General features: G+C 65.9%; 18 protein-coding genes. 3 read left to right on the plus strand and 15 right to left on the minus strand.

The window, feature by feature from the left end; all coding sequences use genetic code 11:
- Positions 1 to 101 precede the first annotated feature (101 nt).
- The 11 genes from accD to leuC form a co-directional block, all read right to left on the minus strand.
- On the minus strand, positions 102 to 974 hold the full coding sequence (gene accD / locus AB4Y36_RS03805; RefSeq protein WP_069261377.1) for an acetyl-CoA carboxylase, carboxyltransferase subunit beta: 873 nt from the start codon (positions 972 to 974) through the stop codon (positions 102 to 104).
- A 156-nt stretch (positions 975 to 1,130) separates the two neighbouring features.
- Positions 1,131 to 1,940 carry a tryptophan synthase subunit alpha gene (gene trpA, locus AB4Y36_RS03810; RefSeq protein ID WP_342946973.1) on the minus strand — a complete coding sequence of 270 codons (810 nt, stop codon included), beginning with the start codon at positions 1,938 to 1,940 and terminating at the stop codon, positions 1,131 to 1,133.
- A gap of 53 nt (positions 1,941 to 1,993) precedes the next feature.
- On the minus strand, positions 1,994 to 2,896 hold the full coding sequence (locus AB4Y36_RS03815; RefSeq protein ID WP_069261379.1) for a site-specific DNA-methyltransferase: 903 nt from the start codon (positions 2,894 to 2,896) through the stop codon (positions 1,994 to 1,996).
- Between the two features lie 21 nt (positions 2,897 to 2,917).
- Complete coding sequence (gene trpB / locus AB4Y36_RS03820; protein ID WP_368682348.1) at positions 2,918 to 4,111, minus strand: tryptophan synthase subunit beta; 1,194 nt, start codon at positions 4,109 to 4,111, stop codon at positions 2,918 to 2,920.
- Positions 4,112 to 4,189: 78 nt separating this feature from the next.
- Positions 4,190 to 4,870, minus strand: a complete 681-nt coding sequence (locus tag AB4Y36_RS03825; RefSeq protein ID WP_368682349.1) for a phosphoribosylanthranilate isomerase — start codon at positions 4,868 to 4,870, stop codon at positions 4,190 to 4,192.
- A 76-nt stretch (positions 4,871 to 4,946) separates the two neighbouring features.
- Entirely contained in the window at positions 4,947 to 5,762 is an 816-nt protein-coding gene (gene truA / locus AB4Y36_RS03830) for a tRNA pseudouridine(38-40) synthase TruA (protein WP_368616467.1), read from the minus strand.
- Positions 5,763 to 5,778: 16 nt separating this feature from the next.
- Positions 5,779 to 8,103, minus strand: a complete 2,325-nt coding sequence (locus AB4Y36_RS03835) for a FimV/HubP family polar landmark protein (RefSeq protein ID WP_368682350.1) — start codon at positions 8,101 to 8,103, stop codon at positions 5,779 to 5,781.
- Between the two features lie 165 nt (positions 8,104 to 8,268).
- Complete coding sequence (asd, locus tag AB4Y36_RS03840; RefSeq protein WP_069261383.1) at positions 8,269 to 9,390, minus strand: aspartate-semialdehyde dehydrogenase; 1,122 nt, start codon at positions 9,388 to 9,390, stop codon at positions 8,269 to 8,271.
- 323 nt (positions 9,391 to 9,713) lie between these two features.
- On the minus strand, positions 9,714 to 10,781 hold the full coding sequence (leuB, locus tag AB4Y36_RS03845; RefSeq protein ID WP_069261384.1) for a 3-isopropylmalate dehydrogenase: 1,068 nt from the start codon (positions 10,779 to 10,781) through the stop codon (positions 9,714 to 9,716).
- 44 nt (positions 10,782 to 10,825) lie between these two features.
- Positions 10,826 to 11,476 (minus strand): 3-isopropylmalate dehydratase small subunit, encoded by a 651-nt coding sequence (leuD, locus tag AB4Y36_RS03850; RefSeq protein WP_069261385.1) that lies wholly within the window; start codon positions 11,474 to 11,476, stop codon positions 10,826 to 10,828.
- An 18-nt stretch (positions 11,477 to 11,494) separates the two neighbouring features.
- Positions 11,495 to 12,904: a 3-isopropylmalate dehydratase large subunit gene (gene leuC / locus AB4Y36_RS03855; protein ID WP_069261386.1), complete on the minus strand. Its 1,410-nt coding sequence runs from the start codon at positions 12,902 to 12,904 to the stop codon at positions 11,495 to 11,497.
- 723 nt (positions 12,905 to 13,627) lie between these two features.
- Between leuC and AB4Y36_RS03860 the strand changes: the two genes are divergently transcribed.
- The 3 genes from AB4Y36_RS03860 to AB4Y36_RS03870 all read left to right on the plus strand — a co-directional run bounded on the left by AB4Y36_RS03860 (position 13,628) and on the right by AB4Y36_RS03870 (position 15,365).
- Entirely contained in the window at positions 13,628 to 14,458 is an 831-nt protein-coding gene (locus tag AB4Y36_RS03860; RefSeq protein WP_256094443.1) for a MipA/OmpV family protein, read from the plus strand.
- 150 nt (positions 14,459 to 14,608) lie between these two features.
- A complete protein-coding gene (locus AB4Y36_RS03865; protein ID WP_069261840.1) occupies positions 14,609 to 14,902 on the plus strand; it encodes a zf-TFIIB domain-containing protein in 294 nt (97 codons plus the stop codon).
- A gap of 55 nt (positions 14,903 to 14,957) precedes the next feature.
- The gene (locus tag AB4Y36_RS03870; protein WP_035512506.1) at positions 14,958 to 15,365 is read left to right on the plus strand and encodes a TerB family tellurite resistance protein; all 408 of its coding nucleotides are present in this window, start codon (positions 14,958 to 14,960) and stop codon (positions 15,363 to 15,365) included.
- A gap of 119 nt (positions 15,366 to 15,484) precedes the next feature.
- Here AB4Y36_RS03870 and AB4Y36_RS03875 read toward each other — a convergent pair whose 3' ends face one another.
- From AB4Y36_RS03875 to AB4Y36_RS03890, 4 genes are all read right to left on the minus strand, one after another.
- Positions 15,485 to 16,141 (minus strand): response regulator transcription factor, encoded by a 657-nt coding sequence (locus tag AB4Y36_RS03875; protein ID WP_321930572.1) that lies wholly within the window; start codon positions 16,139 to 16,141, stop codon positions 15,485 to 15,487.
- A gap of 71 nt (positions 16,142 to 16,212) precedes the next feature.
- Entirely contained in the window at positions 16,213 to 17,565 is a 1,353-nt protein-coding gene (locus AB4Y36_RS03880; protein ID WP_368682351.1) for a sensor histidine kinase, read from the minus strand.
- 75 nt (positions 17,566 to 17,640) lie between these two features.
- Complete coding sequence (locus AB4Y36_RS03885) at positions 17,641 to 18,123, minus strand: hypothetical protein (RefSeq protein WP_342946966.1); 483 nt, start codon at positions 18,121 to 18,123, stop codon at positions 17,641 to 17,643.
- A 233-nt stretch (positions 18,124 to 18,356) separates the two neighbouring features.
- Positions 18,357 to 19,199 (minus strand): alpha/beta fold hydrolase, encoded by an 843-nt coding sequence (locus AB4Y36_RS03890; RefSeq protein WP_368682352.1) that lies wholly within the window; start codon positions 19,197 to 19,199, stop codon positions 18,357 to 18,359.
- Between the last annotated feature and the right edge of the window lie 69 nt (positions 19,200 to 19,268).

The following is a 19,268-nucleotide window of genomic DNA, read 5'->3' on the forward strand; positions in this document are numbered from 1 at the left end:
CGCGGAAATGACAACGCGCCGCTTGCTTTCGCTCGCGGCGCGTCGGGTAAAGCGTTGCGGCTTGCGGCGCACGCAGCGCCGCAGATCGCTCAAAGCCGGGTTCAAGCCACCGCGTCGGCAGGCTGACGCTGCAGCAGCGCCAGCATTTGCGCGATTTCGTCGCGCAGCTTGCGGCGGTCCAGGATCATGTCGATCGCGCCCTTCTGCAGCAGGAATTCCGCGCGCTGGAAGCCTTCCGGCAGCTTTTCTCGCACGGTCTGCTCGATCACGCGCGGGCCGGCAAAGCCGATCAGCGCCTTCGGCTCGGCGATGACCACGTCGCCAAGGAACGCGAAGCTCGCCGAAACGCCGCCCATCGTCGGGTCGGTCAGCACGGAGATGAACGGCAGTTTGGCTTCGGCCAGCCTGGTCAGCATGGCCGTGGTCTTGGCCATTTGCATGAGCGAAAGCAGGCTTTCCTGCATGCGCGCGCCGCCCGAAGCCGTGAAGCAGATGAACGGCACTTGCTGCTCGAGCGCGTTTTGCGCGCCGCGCGCGAAGCGCTCGCCCACCACCGAACCCATCGAGCCGCCCATGAACGAGAACTCGAAGCAGGCCACCACCACGGGCAGCGTGCGGATCGCGCCGCCCATCACCACCATGGCGTCGGTTTCGCCGGTTTCGTCCATCGCCTCTTTCAGGCGGTCCGGGTACTTGCGGCTGTCCTTGAACTTGAGCGCGTCGACCGGCAGGATCTCCTGGCCAATCTCGTAGCGGCCTTCCGGATCGAGCAGGCCGTCAAGACGCTCGCGCGCATTGATGCGCATGTGGTGATCGCATTTCGGGCAAACGTGGAGATTTGCCTCGACATCGTTGCGGTACAGAACCGCTTCGCACGACGGGCACTTGATCCACAACCCTTCCGGAATGCTCTTGCGGCTCTTCGGATCGGTTTGCTTGATCTTGGGCGGCAGCAGTTTATCGAGCCAGCTCATTGATGTTCCTTCCTTGACCTTCGTGATGCGCGGGCGCGGCGGACCGTTTCATCGCCCGATCGGTAAAACCGACCGGGTTCCGACCCCGACCGCGCATGGCGAAAAGTGGATTTTACAGCAGTCTCGAATCTAGCCAACTACGCTAGCCTGCCAGCTCTACCCGGCGGAGACTTCGTCCAGCGCCGACCGAATGCCCGTGATGAACTCCGTGAGGGTATCGGCGGCCGTCTCCGGCGCGGCCTGTTCGAGCAGTTGAACGATTCGGCTGCCGATCACCACGGCGTCCGAAACCTGCGCGACGGCAGCGGCCGTTTGCGCGTCGCGAATGCCGAAGCCCACGCCCACGGGCAGCGAGACATGCTTCTTGATCGCCGGGATTTTACCCGCGATGCTCGAAACGTCCAGATTCGCGGCGCCCGTCACGCCCTTGAGCGAGACGTAGTAAACATAGCCGCTCGCGGCGCGCCCTACTTCGGCGATGCGCTCATCGGTCGAAGTCGGCGCGAGCAGGAAGATCGGATCGATGTCGGCGGCCTTCATCTTCGCCGCGAACTCGACCGACTCCTCGGGCGGGTAGTCCACCACGAGCACGCCGTCCACCCCCGCTTCCTTCGCGGCCTGCGCGAACGCATCGGCGCCCATGCGCTCGATGGGGTTCGCGTAGCCCATCAGCACGACGGGCGTCTTGTCGTCGGTTTCGCGGAAGCGCTTTACGTCGGCGAATACGCTCTTGAGCGTCACGCCCTTCTCGAGCGCGCGCTCGGAAGATTGCTGGATCACGGGGCCGTCGGCCATCGGGTCGGAAAACGGCACGCCAAGCTCGATGACGTCGGCGCCGCCTGCGGCCAGCGCATGCATGAACTCGACGGTGCGCGCGGGGTCGGGGTCGCCGGCCGTCATGAACGGGATCAGGCCTTTGCGGCCATGGGCGGCAAGCGCCTCGAACGTGGTCTTGATACGGGACATTTCAGGGTCCTCAGCTTTTAGGCGTTACTGCGCGTGGGTCCGGCGGCGGCGCATCAGGCGCCGGCCGCAACGGCGCTTGCGGCGGCCGCGCTGACGCGTTCGCGCGCGATCGCGCAGTAACTTTCGTTAATTTCATAGCCGACGAATTCGCGCTGCTGACGTGCGCAAGCGACTGCCGTGGTGCCGCTGCCCATGAACGGATCGAGCACGCGGCCGCCCGGCGGGCAGCTCGCGAGCACCATGCGCTCGACGATTTCCAGGGGCTTCTGGGTGGGATGATCCACGCGCTCCGCGTGCTGGCGATGCAGCCGCGAGACGGACCAGACGTCCTTGGGGTTATAGCCGAGCTCCAGCCACCTGCTACCTTCGAATATTTTCCGCGAACGCGCCTTCTTCGTGGCGGCATCATACGGGATGCGGACAGGATCGAGATCGAAGTAGTAATTCTTCGACACCGCGAAGAAACCGATGTTGTCGTGCACCGAGGTAAAGCGGCGCGTCGTGCCACCCATGCTGGGTACGCGACGATCCCAGACGATCTCGTTGATCATCGTGAGTTTCGACTTGAGATAGACGAAGATCTCGGGCGCGTACTGCCACGTGCAGAACACGTAGAGCGAGCCCGTGGGCTTGAGCTTCGGAATCGCCAGGTCGAGCCATTCATACGTCCAGGCGAGGAAGTTCTCGCCCGAGCGCATGTCGGAGTCGTTGCCGTAGTCCTTGCCAAGCCCATAGGGCGGGTCGGCGACGATCAGATCGATCGAGGCGTCGGGCAGGTTGGCTGCATCGGTCAGAAAATCGCGGTTCAGGAGCCGGATGGTCTCCGGCACCGTGGCGAGTATGGGTAACTCGGCGGCCGCGTTGGCGACCGCCTCTGCGGCCTCCAGAGCAGCCGCTTCGGCGTTCACCTCGCCCACGGGCGCCGGCATCTGCGGCTCGTCGAACTCGTCACGCATCGCTTGTGTCGCTCCGGGCGCTCAGAACTGGATGCCCGATCGCTCAGCGACCGTGTGCATGTCCTTGTCGCCGCGGCCCGACAGGTTCACCAGCAGGATTTTCTCCTTCGGCAACGTCGGTGCGAGCTTCGCCGCGTACGCGAGCGCGTGGCTCGATTCGAGCGCGGGAATGATGCCTTCGATGCGGCAGCAGTCGTGGAAGCCCTTGAGCGCTTCCTCGTCGTCGATCGTGACGTACCGCGCGCGGCCGCTGTCCTTGAGCCACGCGTGCTCGGGACCGACGCCCGGGTAGTCGAGGCCCGCCGAAACCGAATGCGTCTCGATGATCTGCCCGTTCTCGTCTTGCAGCAGGTACGTGCGGTTGCCGTGCAGCACGCCCACGGTGCCCGCCGCGAGCGAGGCGGCGTGACGGCCCGTGTCCATGCCGTCGCCGGCAGGCTCGACGCCGATCAACTGCACCGAAGTGTCGTCGATATACGGGTAAAAGATCCCCATCGCGTTCGATCCGCCGCCCACGCAGGCGATCACGGAGTCGGGCTGGCGCCCCGTCATTTCGGGCATCTGCACGCGGCATTCGTCCCCGATCACGCGCTGGAAGTCGCGCACCATCATCGGGTACGGGTGCGGGCCCGCCACGGTGCCGATGATGTAGAAGGTGTTTTCGACGTTGGTGACCCAGTCGCGCATGGCTTCGTTGAGCGCGTCCTTGAGCGTACGCGAGCCCGACTCGACCGGCACCACAGTGGCGCCCAGCAGCTTCATGCGATAGACGTTGGCGGCCTGACGGCGCACGTCCTCGGCGCCCATATAGACCACGCACTCCATGCCGAAGCGCGCCGCGATCGTTGCCGTTGCCACGCCGTGCTGGCCTGCACCGGTTTCGGCGATCACGCGCGGCTTGCCCATGCGCCTGGCGAGCAGCGCCTGGCCGATCACGTTGTTCACCTTGTGCGCGCCGGTGTGATTCAGGTCTTCGCGCTTGAGATAGATCTGCGCGCCGCCCAGGAGTTCGCTCCACCGCTGTGCGTGATAAATCGGCGACGGACGGCCGACAAAATGCTTCAACTCGCGCTCATATTCGGCGCGGAAGCCGGGATCGTCCTTGAATTTCGCGTAGGCGTCGCGCAGTTCGTCGATCGCCTGCATGAGGGTTTCGGCAGCGAATACGCCACCATAAGGGCCGAAGTGGCCGCGTTCATCTGGCAAATTGTACATAAGTCACTCGCTCGGCCGGGCTTGGAAGGACCCGCGTTGCGCGGGCCGTCCCGGCCAAAGGGGCATGCGCCCCGGATTTCATCCCGCGTCCGCTTCGCGCACCGCGCGTACGAACGCCGCCATGCGGGCGTGATCCTTCACGCCCTTTGCGCCCGGCACTTCGATGCCACTGGAGACATCGACAGCGAACGGACGCACCTGGCGTATCGCATCACTGACGTTTTGCGCGTTCAAGCCACCACTCAAAACGGCCCGACGCGCGAGCCCTGCGGGAATAAGTGACCAATCGAAGACCTTTCCGCCGCCGCCGTAACCTTCGACATGGGTGTCGAACAACAGGCCGCTGGCTGATGAATAACGATTAGCCGATTCTATCAAATCGGCCTGCCGAGTATCGGCCGCGACTCGCAGCGCGCGCAACCAGGGCAAACCGGCAACGGAAGCCAGCGACTCGCACTGCTCGGGCGTTTCGTCGCCGTGGAACTGCAGCATGGTGAGCGAGACATTGCTGGCCACTTCGCTCATCCACTGCGGCGTGGCGTTCACGAAGAGGCCCACGACCGAGACGAACGGCGGCAGGTCGCGCGTGAGCTCGACCGCCTGCGCCACGCTCACCGAACGCGGGCTGGGCGGATAGAACACGAAACCGACGGCGTCGGCGCCCAGGTCGATGGCGTGCGCAACCGCCTCGGGCGTCGAAAGTCCGCACAGCTTGATGCGGGTGCGGTGCGCGGGGGGGAGTTGCTCGGCTGACGTCATGGTTCTGGATGCGGTGTTGGTCTCGATGCTTCAATCGCAACGTGATTGACTGGGGCGATTCGCGGTGCGGGCCGCTTCAGGCACGGCCTTCGGGCGCGTCGCTCCAGATCGCGCTCCACGGCACGCTCGCAGTATGCGGCGCGGGTACCGCGAACTCATCAGGATAGCCTACCTGGGCGAGATAGAGGCCATCGGGCATGAAGGTCGGCGCGGCGGCGGTGCGGTCGCGGCCCGCCAGCACCTCGGCCATCCACGCGGCCGGATAGCGCCCTCGCCCCACGGCCACGAGGCAACCCATGAGGTTGCGCACCATATGGTGCAGGAACGCGTTGGCGCGAAAGCGGAAGTGGATGAAGTCGCCCTGCGGCCGGATGTCGATCTGGTACAGATGCTTGACCGGCGTCTTCGCCTGGCATTCCGACGAGCGGAACGACGAAAAATCGTGCTCGCCGATGAGGCATGCCGCCGCCTCCCGCATGGCATCGACGTCGAGCGACGCATGGATCCAGCCCGCGCGGGCCGCCAGCATCGGCGATCGCACCGGGTTCACGTAGAGCACGTAGTAGTAGGTGCGCTCGAACGCCGCGAAGCGCGCGTGGAATGCGTCGGGCATCGGCTTGGCCCACTGCACCGCCACCGTGGAGGGCAGGAACGCGTTGGTGCCGCGCACCCACGAGAACGGGGTGCGGTCGAGGTCGGTGTCGAAGTGCACCACCTGGCCGAGGCCGTGCACGCCGGTGTCGGTGCGGCCCGCGACGATGGTGGACAGCGGCACGGTGGCGAACTCGCGCAGTGCGCGTTCGAGCGCGTCCTGCACCGTCTTGCCGTGCGGCTGCGACTGCCAGCCGCAGAACGCGGCGCCGTCGTACTGGATTCCTAGCGCGATACGCATACGGCTTACAGCAGCGTCACGAAAGCGGAGCGAGCGTCGACAGCAGCGCCTGCGCGTCGCTGCGCGTGGCGGGGTCGTTCGACTCGATCACTTCGTTGATGAGCGAGCGGGCGCCGGACACGTCGCCAAGCGCGATGTACTCGTGCGCGAGGTCGAGCTTGTTGCGCGCGATGCGCGCGAGCTGCTCGGGTGTGAAGACCGGCAGCGGCTCGGCCGAATCGGGCGGCAGGTTCAGGTCGAAGTCGAGCGTGAGCGCGCCAAAGCGCGGCGCGCCGAGGCCCGCGAGCGCGCCTGCGCCCGCCGTACCCGCTTCGATGGCCTGGCCCGCCAGCGGCGGAGGCGGGTCGAAAAACGGCGAAGAAAGACGCGCCGACGCCTCGGGTGTGGCGGCCGGCTCGGTCGAGAGCGGCGCCGTGGGCATGACCGGCTCCCCGATACGCGGCGGCAGGGGCAGGTCGAGGCCACCCAGCGCGTCTACTGCATCTTGCGGGAACGCGATCGGGACTTCGGCGTAGCTCGTGTCCTCTGCGGTGACTGCGGGTGCTGACGGGATTTCAGGTGCGGTAAGCGGCGCCGGCGGGCGCTCGAAGGCTTCGGTGATGGGCGGTGTCGCGACGGGCGATTCGGCCTGCGGCGCCTGCGCGGCTTGCTGCGGTTGCGCGGCTTGCGGTGCGCCGTCGCCGAAGTCGAGCGCGAGATCGGGCGTAGCAGGCTTTTGGGCGTGCGCCGGTTCCTCCAGCGTGCGCGCCAGCGCTTCGGCGTCTTCGGCTGTGCGCGGCGCGCCGAGACTTTCGGGCGGCAGCGCATCCGCGCCCAACTCCGCCGCTGCGGCGAGGCTGGCCGCGTTGGTCGCGTCGGCAAGCGTCTGCGGCTCCGCCGGTTCGACGTCGTGCGGCAGTTCGGGGGCCGCGTGAGCTTCCTGCGCTGCCGAAGGCGCTTGCGCAGGGGCCGGGTGCAGTGTGTCGGTGAGCGTCGGCGGCAGCGCTTCGTCGTGTTCGAGCGGCGCGGCAGTCACGGCTGGGGTGGGCACCGGCGTGATCGCGACTTCGTTCGCAGCGGGTTCAGCCGGCGCAACCGGCGGCACAAACTCCGCTTCCTCGAGAGGCGCGACTTCGTTCGCGCCCGGCTCATCCCCGGCGCGCGAAATCGGCTCGTGCAACACCGGCGGCTCGTCGGCCACAGGCGCGGCGGCAACGGCGGCAGCAGCCGACCCAGACGGTGTCGGCTCGTGCGCTTCGGGCGAAACCGCAGGCGCCTGCTTAGCCGGTTTCTTGCGTTTGCGCGTAAGCAGGCGCACGAACAACGCCAGCAGCGCGACGACGATCGCCGCCACGGCACCCATGGCGATCGGCGAGACTTCCGGTTGACCGCCAGCCGGGCCGGCGTTCGCCGCACCGTTCTGCTCAGGCGCGCCGCCTTGGGTAGCAGGCGCACCCGCGGACGCGCCGCCCGCCGTTTGCGCCGGCTTGCCGATGCCGTGCTGCTGCAACGCCATCAGCACGCGGTTCTTCAGTGCGAGGAGCTGCTGCAGGCTGGAGACGGTCACGGACGCCTTCGCGCCTTGTGCCGATGCGCCGCTGGCCGGGGCCTGCTGAACCGCACCGCTCCATACGTGCGAGTCGCTGGCCGCCGACGCCGGCGCCGCGGCGCTGGCGCCCGCGGCAGCGGCACCAGAAGCGCCTTGCGCCGGCGCTTCGGGGCCGCTCGCTGCGACTGCCGAGGCAGCCCCCGCAGTCGTCGCGGCAGCACTTGCCGAACTCGCGCCGCCCATTGCGGCAGCAGCCGCCGACGATGCAGGCGCTACCGCCTCGGCAGCGCCGCTCGAAGCAGCGGCCGGTGTGCTGGCAGGCGCAGCAGGTGCGGTCGCCGCCGTGGCGGCAGCGCTAGCAGCCGAAGCTGCAGCCCCACCCGATGCCGCCGTCATGCCCTGCGCCTCACTCGAAACGTCCGGCGTGGCCGGCACGTTCAGCGTCGCACCCACGCGCATGCGGCTGGGATCCTGCTTGATGAACGCACTGGGGTTCGCATCGAAGAGGGCGTGGCTCATGCGTGCGAGCGTGCCCTTGTCGTGCGACTGCGTGAGGTCGACGGCCACGTCATGCAACGACTGGCCGGGACGAACGGTGTATTGCCCCGCGATGCTCACCGCCGCCGCGGCGGACGATGCAGCACTGGGGGCACTGGCACCTGCCGCGCCTTGCGCCGCACTCGCGCCGCCCTGCGCAGCGGCGAGGCCGCAGAACAGGAAGCTCGCCGCCGCCACGGTGGCGCGGATGGCGCGCCGCCCTTGGGCGCGCTTCGCGCGAGGCGCGGCGGAAACAGAATCAAATCGAACGATCATCAGTTGCCCTGGCATACCGCTCTTGCGGCTGTCGATCAAATAGGTGTGTGCTTCGGGGCGATTGCATCGATGCATGCAATAAAAAGCATGCAATAAAAAAGCGCCGCGACTGGCGCGGCGCTTTTCACCCTGTCTACGCGTCATTAGCCGCGTAGTTTAATTCATTCACTTGTCGAGCAGAATGCGCAGCATGCGGCGCAGCGGTTCAGCCGCGCCCCACAGCAGCTGGTCGCCCACCGTGAAGGCCGACAGATACTCGCCGCCCATGGCCAGCTTGCGCAGACGGCCAACCGGCACCGACAGCGTGCCCGTCACCACGGCCGGCGACAGATCGCGCATCGACGCCTCGCGCTGATTCGGCACGACCTTGACCCAGTCGTTGGCCGAAGCGAGGATGCCGTCGATCTCGTCGAGCGGCACGTCCTTCTTCAGCTTGATCGTGAGCGCCTGCGAGTGGCAGCGCATCGCGCCGATACGCACGCACAGGCCGTCGACCGGAATCGAGCCCGGCTGGCCCATGGCCGGCTTGCCGAGAATCTTGTTGGTTTCCGCGCCGCCCTTCCACTCTTCCTTCGACATGCCATTGCCGAGATCCTTGTCGATCCACGGAATCAGCGAGCCCGCGAGCGGCACGCCGAAGTGTTCGGTCGGCATGGCGTCGCTGTTCATGGTGGCCAGCACCTTGCGGTCGATGTCGAGGATCGCCGACGACGGATTCGCCAGATCGCCCGCAACCGATGCGTTGAGCGCGCCCATCTGCGAGAGCAGTTCGCGCATGTTCTGCGCGCCCGCGCCCGAAGCGGCCTGGTAGGTCATGGCCGTCATCCAGTCGACGAGGTTCTCGCGGAACAGGCCGCCCAGCGCCATCAGCATGAGGCTGACCGTGCAGTTGCCGCCGACGAAGTCCTTCTGACCCTTGACCAGCGCATCCTTGATGACGTCGAGGTTGACCGGGTCGAGGATGATGACGGCGTCGTCCTTCATGCGCAGCGCCGAGGCGGCGTCGATCCAGTAGCCGTTCCAGCCTGCCGCGCGCAGCTTCGGATACACCTCGTTGGTGTAGTCGCCGCCTTGGGCAGTGATGATGATGTCGCACTTCTTGAGCTCGTCGACGCTGTTCGCGTCCTTGAGCTTCGTCTCGTTTTTGGCGAACGACGGAGCCGCGCCGCCTGCGTTGCTGGTGCTGAAAAACACCGGTTCGATCAGGTCGAAATCGCGTTCTTCCTGCATGCGCTGCATCAGCACGCTGCCGACCATGCCGCGCCAACCTACGAGACCTACGTTCATGACTAACCCTTGAGATGGACACTTCCCCGCTTCGCTCGCCCGGCGTGGCCGCGCGGGGAAGATGAGCGGGCACGACGAGCGATCAACGAATGGTGATCGTTTTGATAATCGTCGTTTTCGTGGTGATGGCGAGCGAAATCGCACGGGCTTTCATGCCGTGGATGTTCGTAACAGTCGTGATCTGGGAGATCTTCGCCATCGAAGCAATATACACGAAACAGTTAATTTGCGCGGAAAAACCATGCTTTCCGCTATTTGGACGCCCGTTCAGGCGCGCGAAACAAAAAAGGGCACGCCTGAAACGGCATGCCCTTCGTGCGACTTTACAGCGCTGCGATCACCGCATCGCCCATTGCCACCGTGCCGACCTGCTTACAGTCCGGCGTGACGATGTCGGCGGTGCGATAGCCTTGTTCCAGCACCTTCTTCACCGCGCTCTCGATGCGGTCCGCCTGTTCCGGGCGGCCCAGCGAGTAACGCAGCATCATGGCAGCCGAAAGGATCGTGGCGAGCGGGTTGGCGATGCCCTTGCCCGCGATATCCGGTGCCGAACCGTGCGACGGCTCGTACAGACCCTTGTTGTTCTTGTCGAGCGAGGCCGAGGGCAGCATGCCGATCGAGCCCGTGAGCATCGCGGCTTCGTCCGAGAGAATGTCGCCGAACATGTTGCCGGTCACCACCACGTCGAACGCCTTCGGCGCCTTCACGAGCTGCATGGCCGCGTTGTCGACGTACATGTGCGACAGTTCGACGTCCGGATATTCCTTCGAGACATCGATCATGATGTCCTTCCAGAACTGCGACGTTTCGAGCACGTTGGCCTTGTCGACAGAAGTGAGCTTCTTCTGGCGCTTTTGCGCGGCCTGGAACGCCACGTGAGCGATGCGGCGCACTTCGGGCTCTGCATAGCGCATCGTGTCGAAGCCTTCGCGCGCGCCCTTGAAGTTGCCGTCCGGCGCTTCGCGCGTACCGCGCGGCTGGCCGAAATAGATGTCGCCGTTCAGTTCGCGCACGATGAGGATGTCGAGGCCCGAAACGATTTCCGGCTTCAGCGACGACGCTCCCGTGAGCTGCGGATAGCAGATCGCCGGGCGGAAGTTCGCGAACAGTTCCAGATGCTTGCGCAGGCCGAGAATGGCCTGCTCGGGACGCAGCGCGCGCTCGAGCTTGTCGTACTTCCAGTCGCCCACGGCGCCGAACAGGATCGCGTCGGCCGACTTCGCCAGCGCGAGCGTTGCCTCGGGCAGCGGATGGCCGCTAGCCTCGTAGCCCGCGCCGCCAACCGGCGCCTCTTCCAGCTCGAACTTTTCGCCGAGTGCATTGAGCACCTTGACGGCTTCCTTGACGATCTCGGGACCGATGCCGTCGCCCGGCAGCACTGCAATCTTCATCCTGTGATTCCTCGCTGTTTGTTCAGTGTGCGTATGTGCAGTTATCAGAGCACGCGGTTGTTCAGCCACGGCTGGCGCGCGAGGCGCTCGGCTTCGTACTGGCGGATCTTGTCGGCGTGACGCAGCGTGAGGCCGATGTCGTCGAAGCCGTTCAGCAGACAGTAGCGGCGGAACGCGGCCACTTCGAACGGATATTCCTTCGAGCCGTCCGTCGTGCGCACGACCTGCTTGTCCAGATCGACCGTGAGCTGGAAACCGTTGAACGCGTACGTCTCGTTGAACAGGTGATCCACATCCGCTTCGGAAAGCACGATCGGCAGCAGGCCGTTCTTGAAGCAGTTGTTATAGAAGATGTCCGCGAAGCTCGGCGCGATGATCGCGCGGAAGCCGTACTGGTCGAGCGCCCACGGCGCGTGTTCGCGCGAGCTGCCGCAGCCGAAGTTCTTGCGCGTGAGCAGCACCGAGGCGCCCTGATAACGCGGCTGGTTCAGCACGAAGTCCGGGTTGAGCGGGCGCTTCGAGTTGTCCTGGCCAGGCTCGCCGTGATCGAGGTAACGCCATTCGTCGAAGGCATTCGGGCCGAAGCCGGTGCGCTTGATCGACTTGAGGAACTGCTTGGGAATGATCGCGTCGGTATCGACATTCTCGCGATCGAGCGGCGCCACGACGCCGGTGTGTACGATGAATTTTTCCATGATCCGTATAGCCTCTGCTCAGCCCAGCTTGCGAATGTCGACGAAATGGCCTTCGATTGCCGCAGCGGCTGCCATGGCCGGGCTCACGAGGTGCGTGCGACCGCCCGCGCCCTGACGGCCTTCGAAGTTGCGGTTCGACGTGGACGCGCAGCGCTCGCCCGGCTCCAGCCGGTCGGCGTTCATCGCGAGACACATCGAGCAGCCCGGTTCGCGCCATTCGAAACCGGCTTCGGTGAACACCTTGTCGAGGCCTTCGCGCTCGGCTTGCGCCTTCACGAGACCCGAACCCGGCACGACCATCGCGAGGCGGATGTTCGGCGCCACGCGGCGGCCGAGCTTCTTCACGACGTAAGCGGCGGAGCGCAGGTCTTCGATGCGTGCGTTCGTGCACGAGCCGATGAAAATCTTGTCCGGCTTGATCGACTCGATCGGCGTATTCGGTTCGAGCGCCATGTACTGCAGCGCGCGTTCCATCGCGTCGCGCTTGACCGGGTCCTTCTCGCGCTCGGGGTCCGGCACACGGCTGTCGACTGCCGTGACCATTTCCGGCGACGTGCCCCACGTGACCTGCGGCACGATGTCGGCCGCGCTCAGTTCGACCACGCGGTCGAAGTGCGCGCCTTCGTCGGTGCGGAAGTTCTTCCAGTACTCGACGGCCTGATCCCACTCCGCGCCTTGCGGCGAGTACGGACGGCCCTTGAGGTATTCGATCGTGGTGTCGTCCACGGCGACCATGCCGGCGCGCGCGCCGCCTTCGATCGCCATGTTGCACACGGTCATGCGGCCCTCCATCGTGAGGCTGCGGATCATCGAGCCGCCGAACTCCATGGCGTAGCCCGTGCCGCCCGCCGTGCCGATCTTGCCGATGATGGCGAGCACGATGTCCTTCGCGGTGCAACCGCGCGGCAGCTGGCCCTCGACCTTCACGAGCATGTTCTTGCTCTTCTTTTGCAGGAGCGTTTGCGTGGCCAGCACGTGCTCGACTTCAGACGTGCCAATGCCGTGCGCGAGCGCACCGAACGCGCCGTGCGTGGACGTGTGCGAGTCGCCGCAGACGATGGTCATGCCGGGCAGCGTCGCGCCCTGTTCCGGACCGACGATGTGCACGATGCCCTGACGCTGGTCGGCCATCTTGAACTGCGTGATGCCGAAGGCGTCGCAGTTCGAATCGAGCGTGTCCACCTGCAGCTTCGAGACCGGATCGGCAATGCCGTGGCTGCGGTCCGTGGTCGGCACGTTGTGGTCGGAAACGGCCAGATTCGCGCTGATGCGCCACACCGGGCGCTCGTGCAGTTTCAGGCCTTCGAAAGCCTGCGGACTGGTGACTTCGTGCAACAGATGACGGTCGATGTAGAGAATCGTCGTGCCATCGTCTTCCGTGTGGACCACATGGGTGTCCCACAATTTGTCGTAGAGCGTCTTTGCCATGATGTGCGGGGAAATGTTTGACTGCGGGGCAATACAGTGTGAATCGATTATGCCACGCGAAACCCGCTCACCACAGGACCCCTTCCGAAAAAAGCGATAAAAAACAGGGAGTTGGGAGGTAGTCGCGATACCTGTATCAGCGTTACCCGGCGCGCGCGTCGTCGGCGCGCAGGGGCGCCACGCCGTAGCGGGCGCCGCTCGGCCGTGCGTCAAAAGGGTTCGGGGATACAAAAAAGGGGATGCGCCGGCCCGACCACGACCGGCGCAAGTTGGTGACCGCTGTGAGAACGGTGCAACATGGGCTTCGGGTTCCGCGACACAGGGGGGCCGCATCGCCGAGGTCCATAGCTGTCTAACGGCAAATCGGCGCCAAGGTTTAATCGGGTGATTGCGGCGCTCCAGAACGGTGCGCGGAGCCTCCGCAATTCAATTAGGTTTCCTGATCATCAAGACTCGTTTCACGCTTTCGACGGCCATCGCCACCGGGGGGCGCGGCGAGTCGCCGGGGCGGACGCCGCCCGGTCATGGACAAGCCAGGCACGAGGTTTGCTCGACGAGCCCGGCCGCGCGGAGTTCCATTGTGAGTGCGTCGCACTCAACGAACGACGCCGCGGCTCACCAGGCAAACCCGGAGGCTTCATGCCACTCGCAATCCGCACTGCGCAACAACGAAAAAACAGAATAAAACCATCGGCGCCGCGCCGCTCGCGGGCCACGCAGCGTGTGTCTCTCGCCGCTGCGGCATGCGCTCTCGCCGCGCTCGCCCCGCGTGCCGAGGCGCAGACCCCCTCGCCGCTCGGCGAATGGCAATATTCCGCGGGCATTCCGCTGGAAAAGATGTTTCAGCCGAACCGTCCCGACTTCGAGGCGCGGCTCGGCGTGGGCGCCACCTTCGAACCGCGCTACGACGGCTCGGACCGCTATCACACGCTGGTCGGGCCGAGCATCGATCTGCGCTACAAGGACATCCTGTTCGGTTCGACGGGCGAAGGCTTCGGCGTCAACGTTCTGCAGGGCCCGAACTGGCGCGTGAGCGTCGCCGGGGCCTACGACCTCGGACGGCGCGGCCAGGACGACCCGACGCGGCTGCACGGCATGGGCAACATCAACCCGGCGCCCGAATTGAAGATCGCCGGCGAGTACGTGATTTCGAAGGACTTTCCGCTCGTGTTCCGCACCGCCTTCACGCGCAGTTTCGGCGGTTCGAACGGCTGGACCGCGGATCTCGGCGCCTATATGCCGCTGCCCGGCAGCAACCAGAACTTCTACTGGTTCGCCGGCCCCTCGGTCACATTCGCCGACTCGAACTACATGCAGAGCTGGTTTGGCGTGACGCCGCAGCAGGCGGCCGCGTCGGGTTACCGTCAGTACGACGCGAGCGCGGGCCTCAAGTCGGCCGGCTTCGGCATCACGATGGTCTACTTCGTCAACAAACATTGGTTCGTGAGCGCGGACGGCGCCATCAAGCGCCTGCTCGGCAGCGCCTCGCACAGCCCGATCATCCAGTCGAAGACGGGCGGCGTTTGCGACGTCTCGATCAATTACCAGTTCTAGTGTGGCCGGCCGCCTGACCGGCGTCAGGCCGGCGCGCTCCTCATTCTTCGCTCATTTTGCTCTGTCAGGATGGTTTCCATCGAGGCCGCGTTGCCCTTCAGGCAAGACGGCACGGGCCTCGATGACCTGTCACTCATCACGGAGCGCATCATGAAATGCCCCAACTGCCCTGACGTCACCCTCTCGCTCACTGAGCGTCAGGGCGTCGAACTCGACTACTGCCCGCAGTGTCGCGGCGTCTGGCTCGATCGCGGCGAACTCGACAAGCTGATCGAACGCAGCGGCAACCGGCACTATCGCAACGAAGGCGATGCACAGGCATTCCGCCAGCACGGCTCGAAGCACAGCGCGCAACACGGCGACTATGCCCCGCGCCGCGCTCACGAAAGCTACCGCGGCAACAGCCACCGTCGCAAGTCGTGGCTGCAGGACATCTTCGACTGAGCCGCTGCTGCGCCTGCCGTTTTATCGACATCACGTTTGAAGAGGATTCCTGACCATGCGTACCTATACCTGCAACAGCCCGCAAGCCGCGGGCCGCATCGTCGCCGTCGCGCTGCTCGCAGACGGCCACCTGAGCAGCGAGGAGCTTGCAGCCGTCCATCGCGCGCGCCTGGCCGACCGGCTCGGCCTTGCGCCCGGCGAATTCGGCGACATCCTCAAGGGCCTCTGCGAAGACTTGCAGACCACTTCGCACCTGAACTGGAGCGATGCGTGCAAGCTCGACTCCGACGTGATGCAGCAGGTGATGCGCGAGCTCGACGATCCCGCGCTGCGTGCCGAAGTGCTGAATCTGTGCCATGTGGCCGTGTATTCGGACCGGCACGTGGCCGAAAGCGAAGTCGCGCTGCTCGCCTCGCTTAGCCGTGCGTGGCAGAAGGAACCCTGGCAGCGCCTGCTGGCGTAAGTTCGAGCGCGATGCGTGACCTTCCCCCGCGCATCGCGCCACGCGGCGAGCCCCGCGCCCGCCGCGGTTTTTACAGCGCGCAGCTTTTTGCGCGCTTTTTTCTTCGATTGCGCCGACGCTCACACGCACACGGCCCAGCCGAGCCCGCGCACATTGCGGATCACCGCGTGACCGAACTTGCGGCGCACGCTGTAGATTACGGCGTCGACCGCGTTGCTTTCCACTTCCTCACCCCAGCCATAGAGCCGCTCCTCGATTTGCTGTCGCGACAGGATCGCGCCCGGCCGCTCGAGCAACGCGAGCATGAGCGCGTATTCGCGCGCGGAGAGATCGTCGGACTGACCGTCGAACGTGAGGCGGCGCGCGTTCATGTCGAGTGTGACGCGGCCGCTGCCCATGGTCGGCGAGGCAAAGCCCGACTTGCGTCGCACCACGGCGCGGATGCGCGCGAGCAGCTCCTTGCTCTCGAATGGCTTCACGAGATAGTCGTCGGCGCCGAGATCGAGGCCTTCCACGCGCGTGTCCACGTCGTCGCGCGCGGTGATGATGAGCACGGGCGTGGCGTCCTGCGACTCGCGCAGCGTGCGCAGCACGTCGAGCCCGCTCATATCGCCGAGACCGAGGTCGAGCAGCACCGCCGTATACGAGCCGTCGCGAATGGCGTCGCGACCGCTCTCGCCCGTGCGCACCCAGTCGACGCTGTATGACGCGTCCTTCAACGCGCGCAGCAGCGCTGGGCCGATCAGCAGATCGTCTTCGATCAGCAGAATGCGCATCGTGTCCGTCCCTTGTTTCGCATGCTTCCCCGGATTTTGCCTGACCTGTGCTCGCTAGATCGACGCGGTGCTCACGCGCGCGGCAGCTCGCGCGGTAATTCGATACGCGCGACGATTCCGCTTTGCCCATCGCGCCGGTTCGCGAGCGTCACGCACCCGCGATAGCTGCGCGCTACCGCCTGCGCGATGGCGAGACCAAGGCCGCTGCCGTGCGAGTCGTGCTTACCACGCGGGTCACCCCGATGACCACCCGCGCGAAAAAACCGGTCGAACACGCGCGGCAAATCGGCCTCGGCGATGCCGGGTCCGTTGTCGATCACGTCGATGACGACACTTTTGTCCTCGCGACGCACCGCCACGTCCACGTTCGCGCCTGCGTGGCTATAGCGAATCGCGTTGTCCACGAGGTTGCGCACGAGCACGCGCATGTCTGTTTCGGTTGCGCGCACCGTCACGTCGTCGAGGCGCGTCACGCCCAGATCGACGCCGCGCGCGTCGGCGAGCGGCAGCAGGTCGGCCAGCACGTCAGTGACGACTTGCGCGAGCGGCACCTCCGCCAGCACGCGTTGCGTGCTGCCGATTTCGGCACGCGCGAGACCGAGCAGCTGCGAAACGAGCGCCCCGGTGCGCACGATGCCGCGGCGCAGTTCCTCGAAGCGCTCCGGGTACTGTTCGGGCGGCGCGTTGTGCAGGTTGTCGATCTGCAACTGCATGGCGGAGATCGGCGAGCGCAGTTCGTGCGCGGCATCGGCGATGAACATGCGCTCGGCATTCACGAGCACGGAAAGGCGCTCGATCATACGATTGATCGACTCGACGAAGGGTCGCAGCTCGACGGGTGCCTGCCGCACTTCGAGCGGCTTGAGGTCGTGCAGATCGACCTTCGCCGCACGCCGACCGACGCGCTCCAGCGGCCGCAGTGAAACGCGCACCGTCACCGCGATCGTGAGCGCGAGCAGTGGCAGCAGCGCGAGTACCGGCAACAGGCTCCAGAACGCCACGCGCAAGGCGTTGCGATTGCGCATGCTGCGCGATTCGGCCACCTGAATGTATTCGTCGCCGGCGGCGAGTGCGAACACGTCCCATGACTCGCCGTCGTATTCGACCGACGAGAAGCCGCTTGGCGCGCGCGGCAGCGCGACACGCGCGTTGCTCGTACGGCTCGGGACTTCGCCGTCGTCGGCGGACCAGATCTGCACGACGAAATTGTCGGCGGCGTCGCTGTCGCCGCGCGGCTCGATCGCGCGATGCGGCACGCCGGTCTGCACGTGCGCGGCAGCATCGCGCAGCGTCGTGTTGAACTCGGCGGCGAGACTGCGCACGACGAGGAAGGTGCCGAGCGCACCCAGCACGCCGACGAGGATCGCGAGCGTGCCGATCGCAATGCTCAGGCGGCGATGCAGGGAATGCGCGGCAAAAAACATGGAGCGTCTCGGGTGGGAAGGCGCGCTCCATCATAAAGGATTCGCCGTAGCGCAAATCAGGCCGTGCGGTATGTTTCAGCGATGCGAGCCGCCATGCATGCCACCCGCCCCGCTCCAGACGCCGCCGTGACCACCGTGGAAACCGCCATGAAATCCGCCGTGCATGCCTGGCCCCGGATGCATATGCGGCCCGCCCGGAAAGACGTGATCCATGTGATGAAAGTGATGGAAGTGATCGACGAACACGAACGAGCCGCCCACGAACACCGGCGGCCACCAGCCGTACCATGGACCGGCGTACCAGGTCGTCGCGTCGGTCCATGCCACCGGGTAGACCAGCGTGCCGTCGTTACCCTGCACGATCTGCCAGGTGCCGTCGGGCTGCAGGCAGGCGAGACCGCTGATCACCTGCGGCGCGCCGTCGATCTCGGCAGTGCCGGTGACGGTGCGGCAGTCGGGCGGCGGGTAAGACGACGCGTCCGCGGGCTGCTGCGACGTGGCCGACGTCGTGCAGGCGCCCAGACAGGCCAGCGCCGTGAAGACGAGAAGTTTGCGCATGATGTCGCCCCTCTCGACGGACCGGCCTCGCAGCGCACGGGCTGTGCGCCTTGGCCGTGAAGACTCCATCGGTACGCCTGGCACGCAGCGCGTGAGCGGGCTCGTGCCGGCCGCGTGTCATCTGCAAAACGAGGGGCGCGGGGGCACTATTCCTTTGCGCCCGGCGCGAGCGGCCGTGCCCTGATTACGACTTGTATCCGCGGCGTGGTTCCGCTAACTGGCCGTGTCGCGTTTCATGCCTGCCACCGCTTGACGAACTCCCGGATATCGTCGTTCACACGGGCGGCGTGGTTGAAGTACATGCCGTGCGTGCCGCCCTCATAGACCTTCAGCGTCGCGTGTTCGAGCGCGGCCGCCGTGGGACGTCCGGTTATCTCGAGCGGCGCAGAGGCATCGCAGTCGCCGTGCAGCACGAGCGCCGGCACGTCGATCGCGGCCAGTTCGCGGCGAAAGTCGGTGACCATCTGCACGCGCGACAGCTGCGCCGCGCCGTACAGCGACGCGTTCAGCATCATGTCGGCCGTCCACTGAATGACCGCGTGCGATGTACCGGGGCTGAAGTAAGCCTCGGCGCGCCGCGAGATCCAGTCGGGAAACGACGTGAGCATCTCTTCGATGGACGCTTCGAAAAGGCTCGCATCGAGGCCGCCAGGATTGTCAGCAGTCTTGAGCAAGCACGGCGTCGACGCCGGCGAAAGCAGCACAATGCCTGCCACGCGGCGCGAGCCGTAGCGGCTCAAATAGCGCACGATCTCGCCGCTCGCGAACGAATGGCCGACCAGCGTGGCGCGTTCCAGACCTCGGGCGGCAAGGACGGCTTCGAGATCGTCGGCGAGCGTGTCGTAGTCGTAGCCGCGGCCCGGGTCGCTCGAGCGGCCATGCCCGCGGCGGTCGTAGGCCACGCAGCGAAACCCCGCGGCCGCGAGCGGCGCGCACTGGTAGTTCCACATGTCGGCGTTGAGCGTCCAGCCCGAGAGGAACACGAGCGGTGCGCCATCGCCCCAGTCGCGATAGTGCAGCGCGGTATCGTCGTCGATGCGGATGTAGCCGGGTTGGCGGGCGTTGAAAGTTGCCATGGTCGTCGCTCCTTGCGGGTGGGGTGTGCCGATGAGCGACATCGTCGTCGATGCCGTGCGGGCTGACGA

It is taken from the genome of Paraburkholderia sp. BR10936, assembly GCF_040965735.1.
GTDB classification, from domain to species: Bacteria; Pseudomonadota; Gammaproteobacteria; order Burkholderiales; family Burkholderiaceae; genus Paraburkholderia; species Paraburkholderia nodosa_A.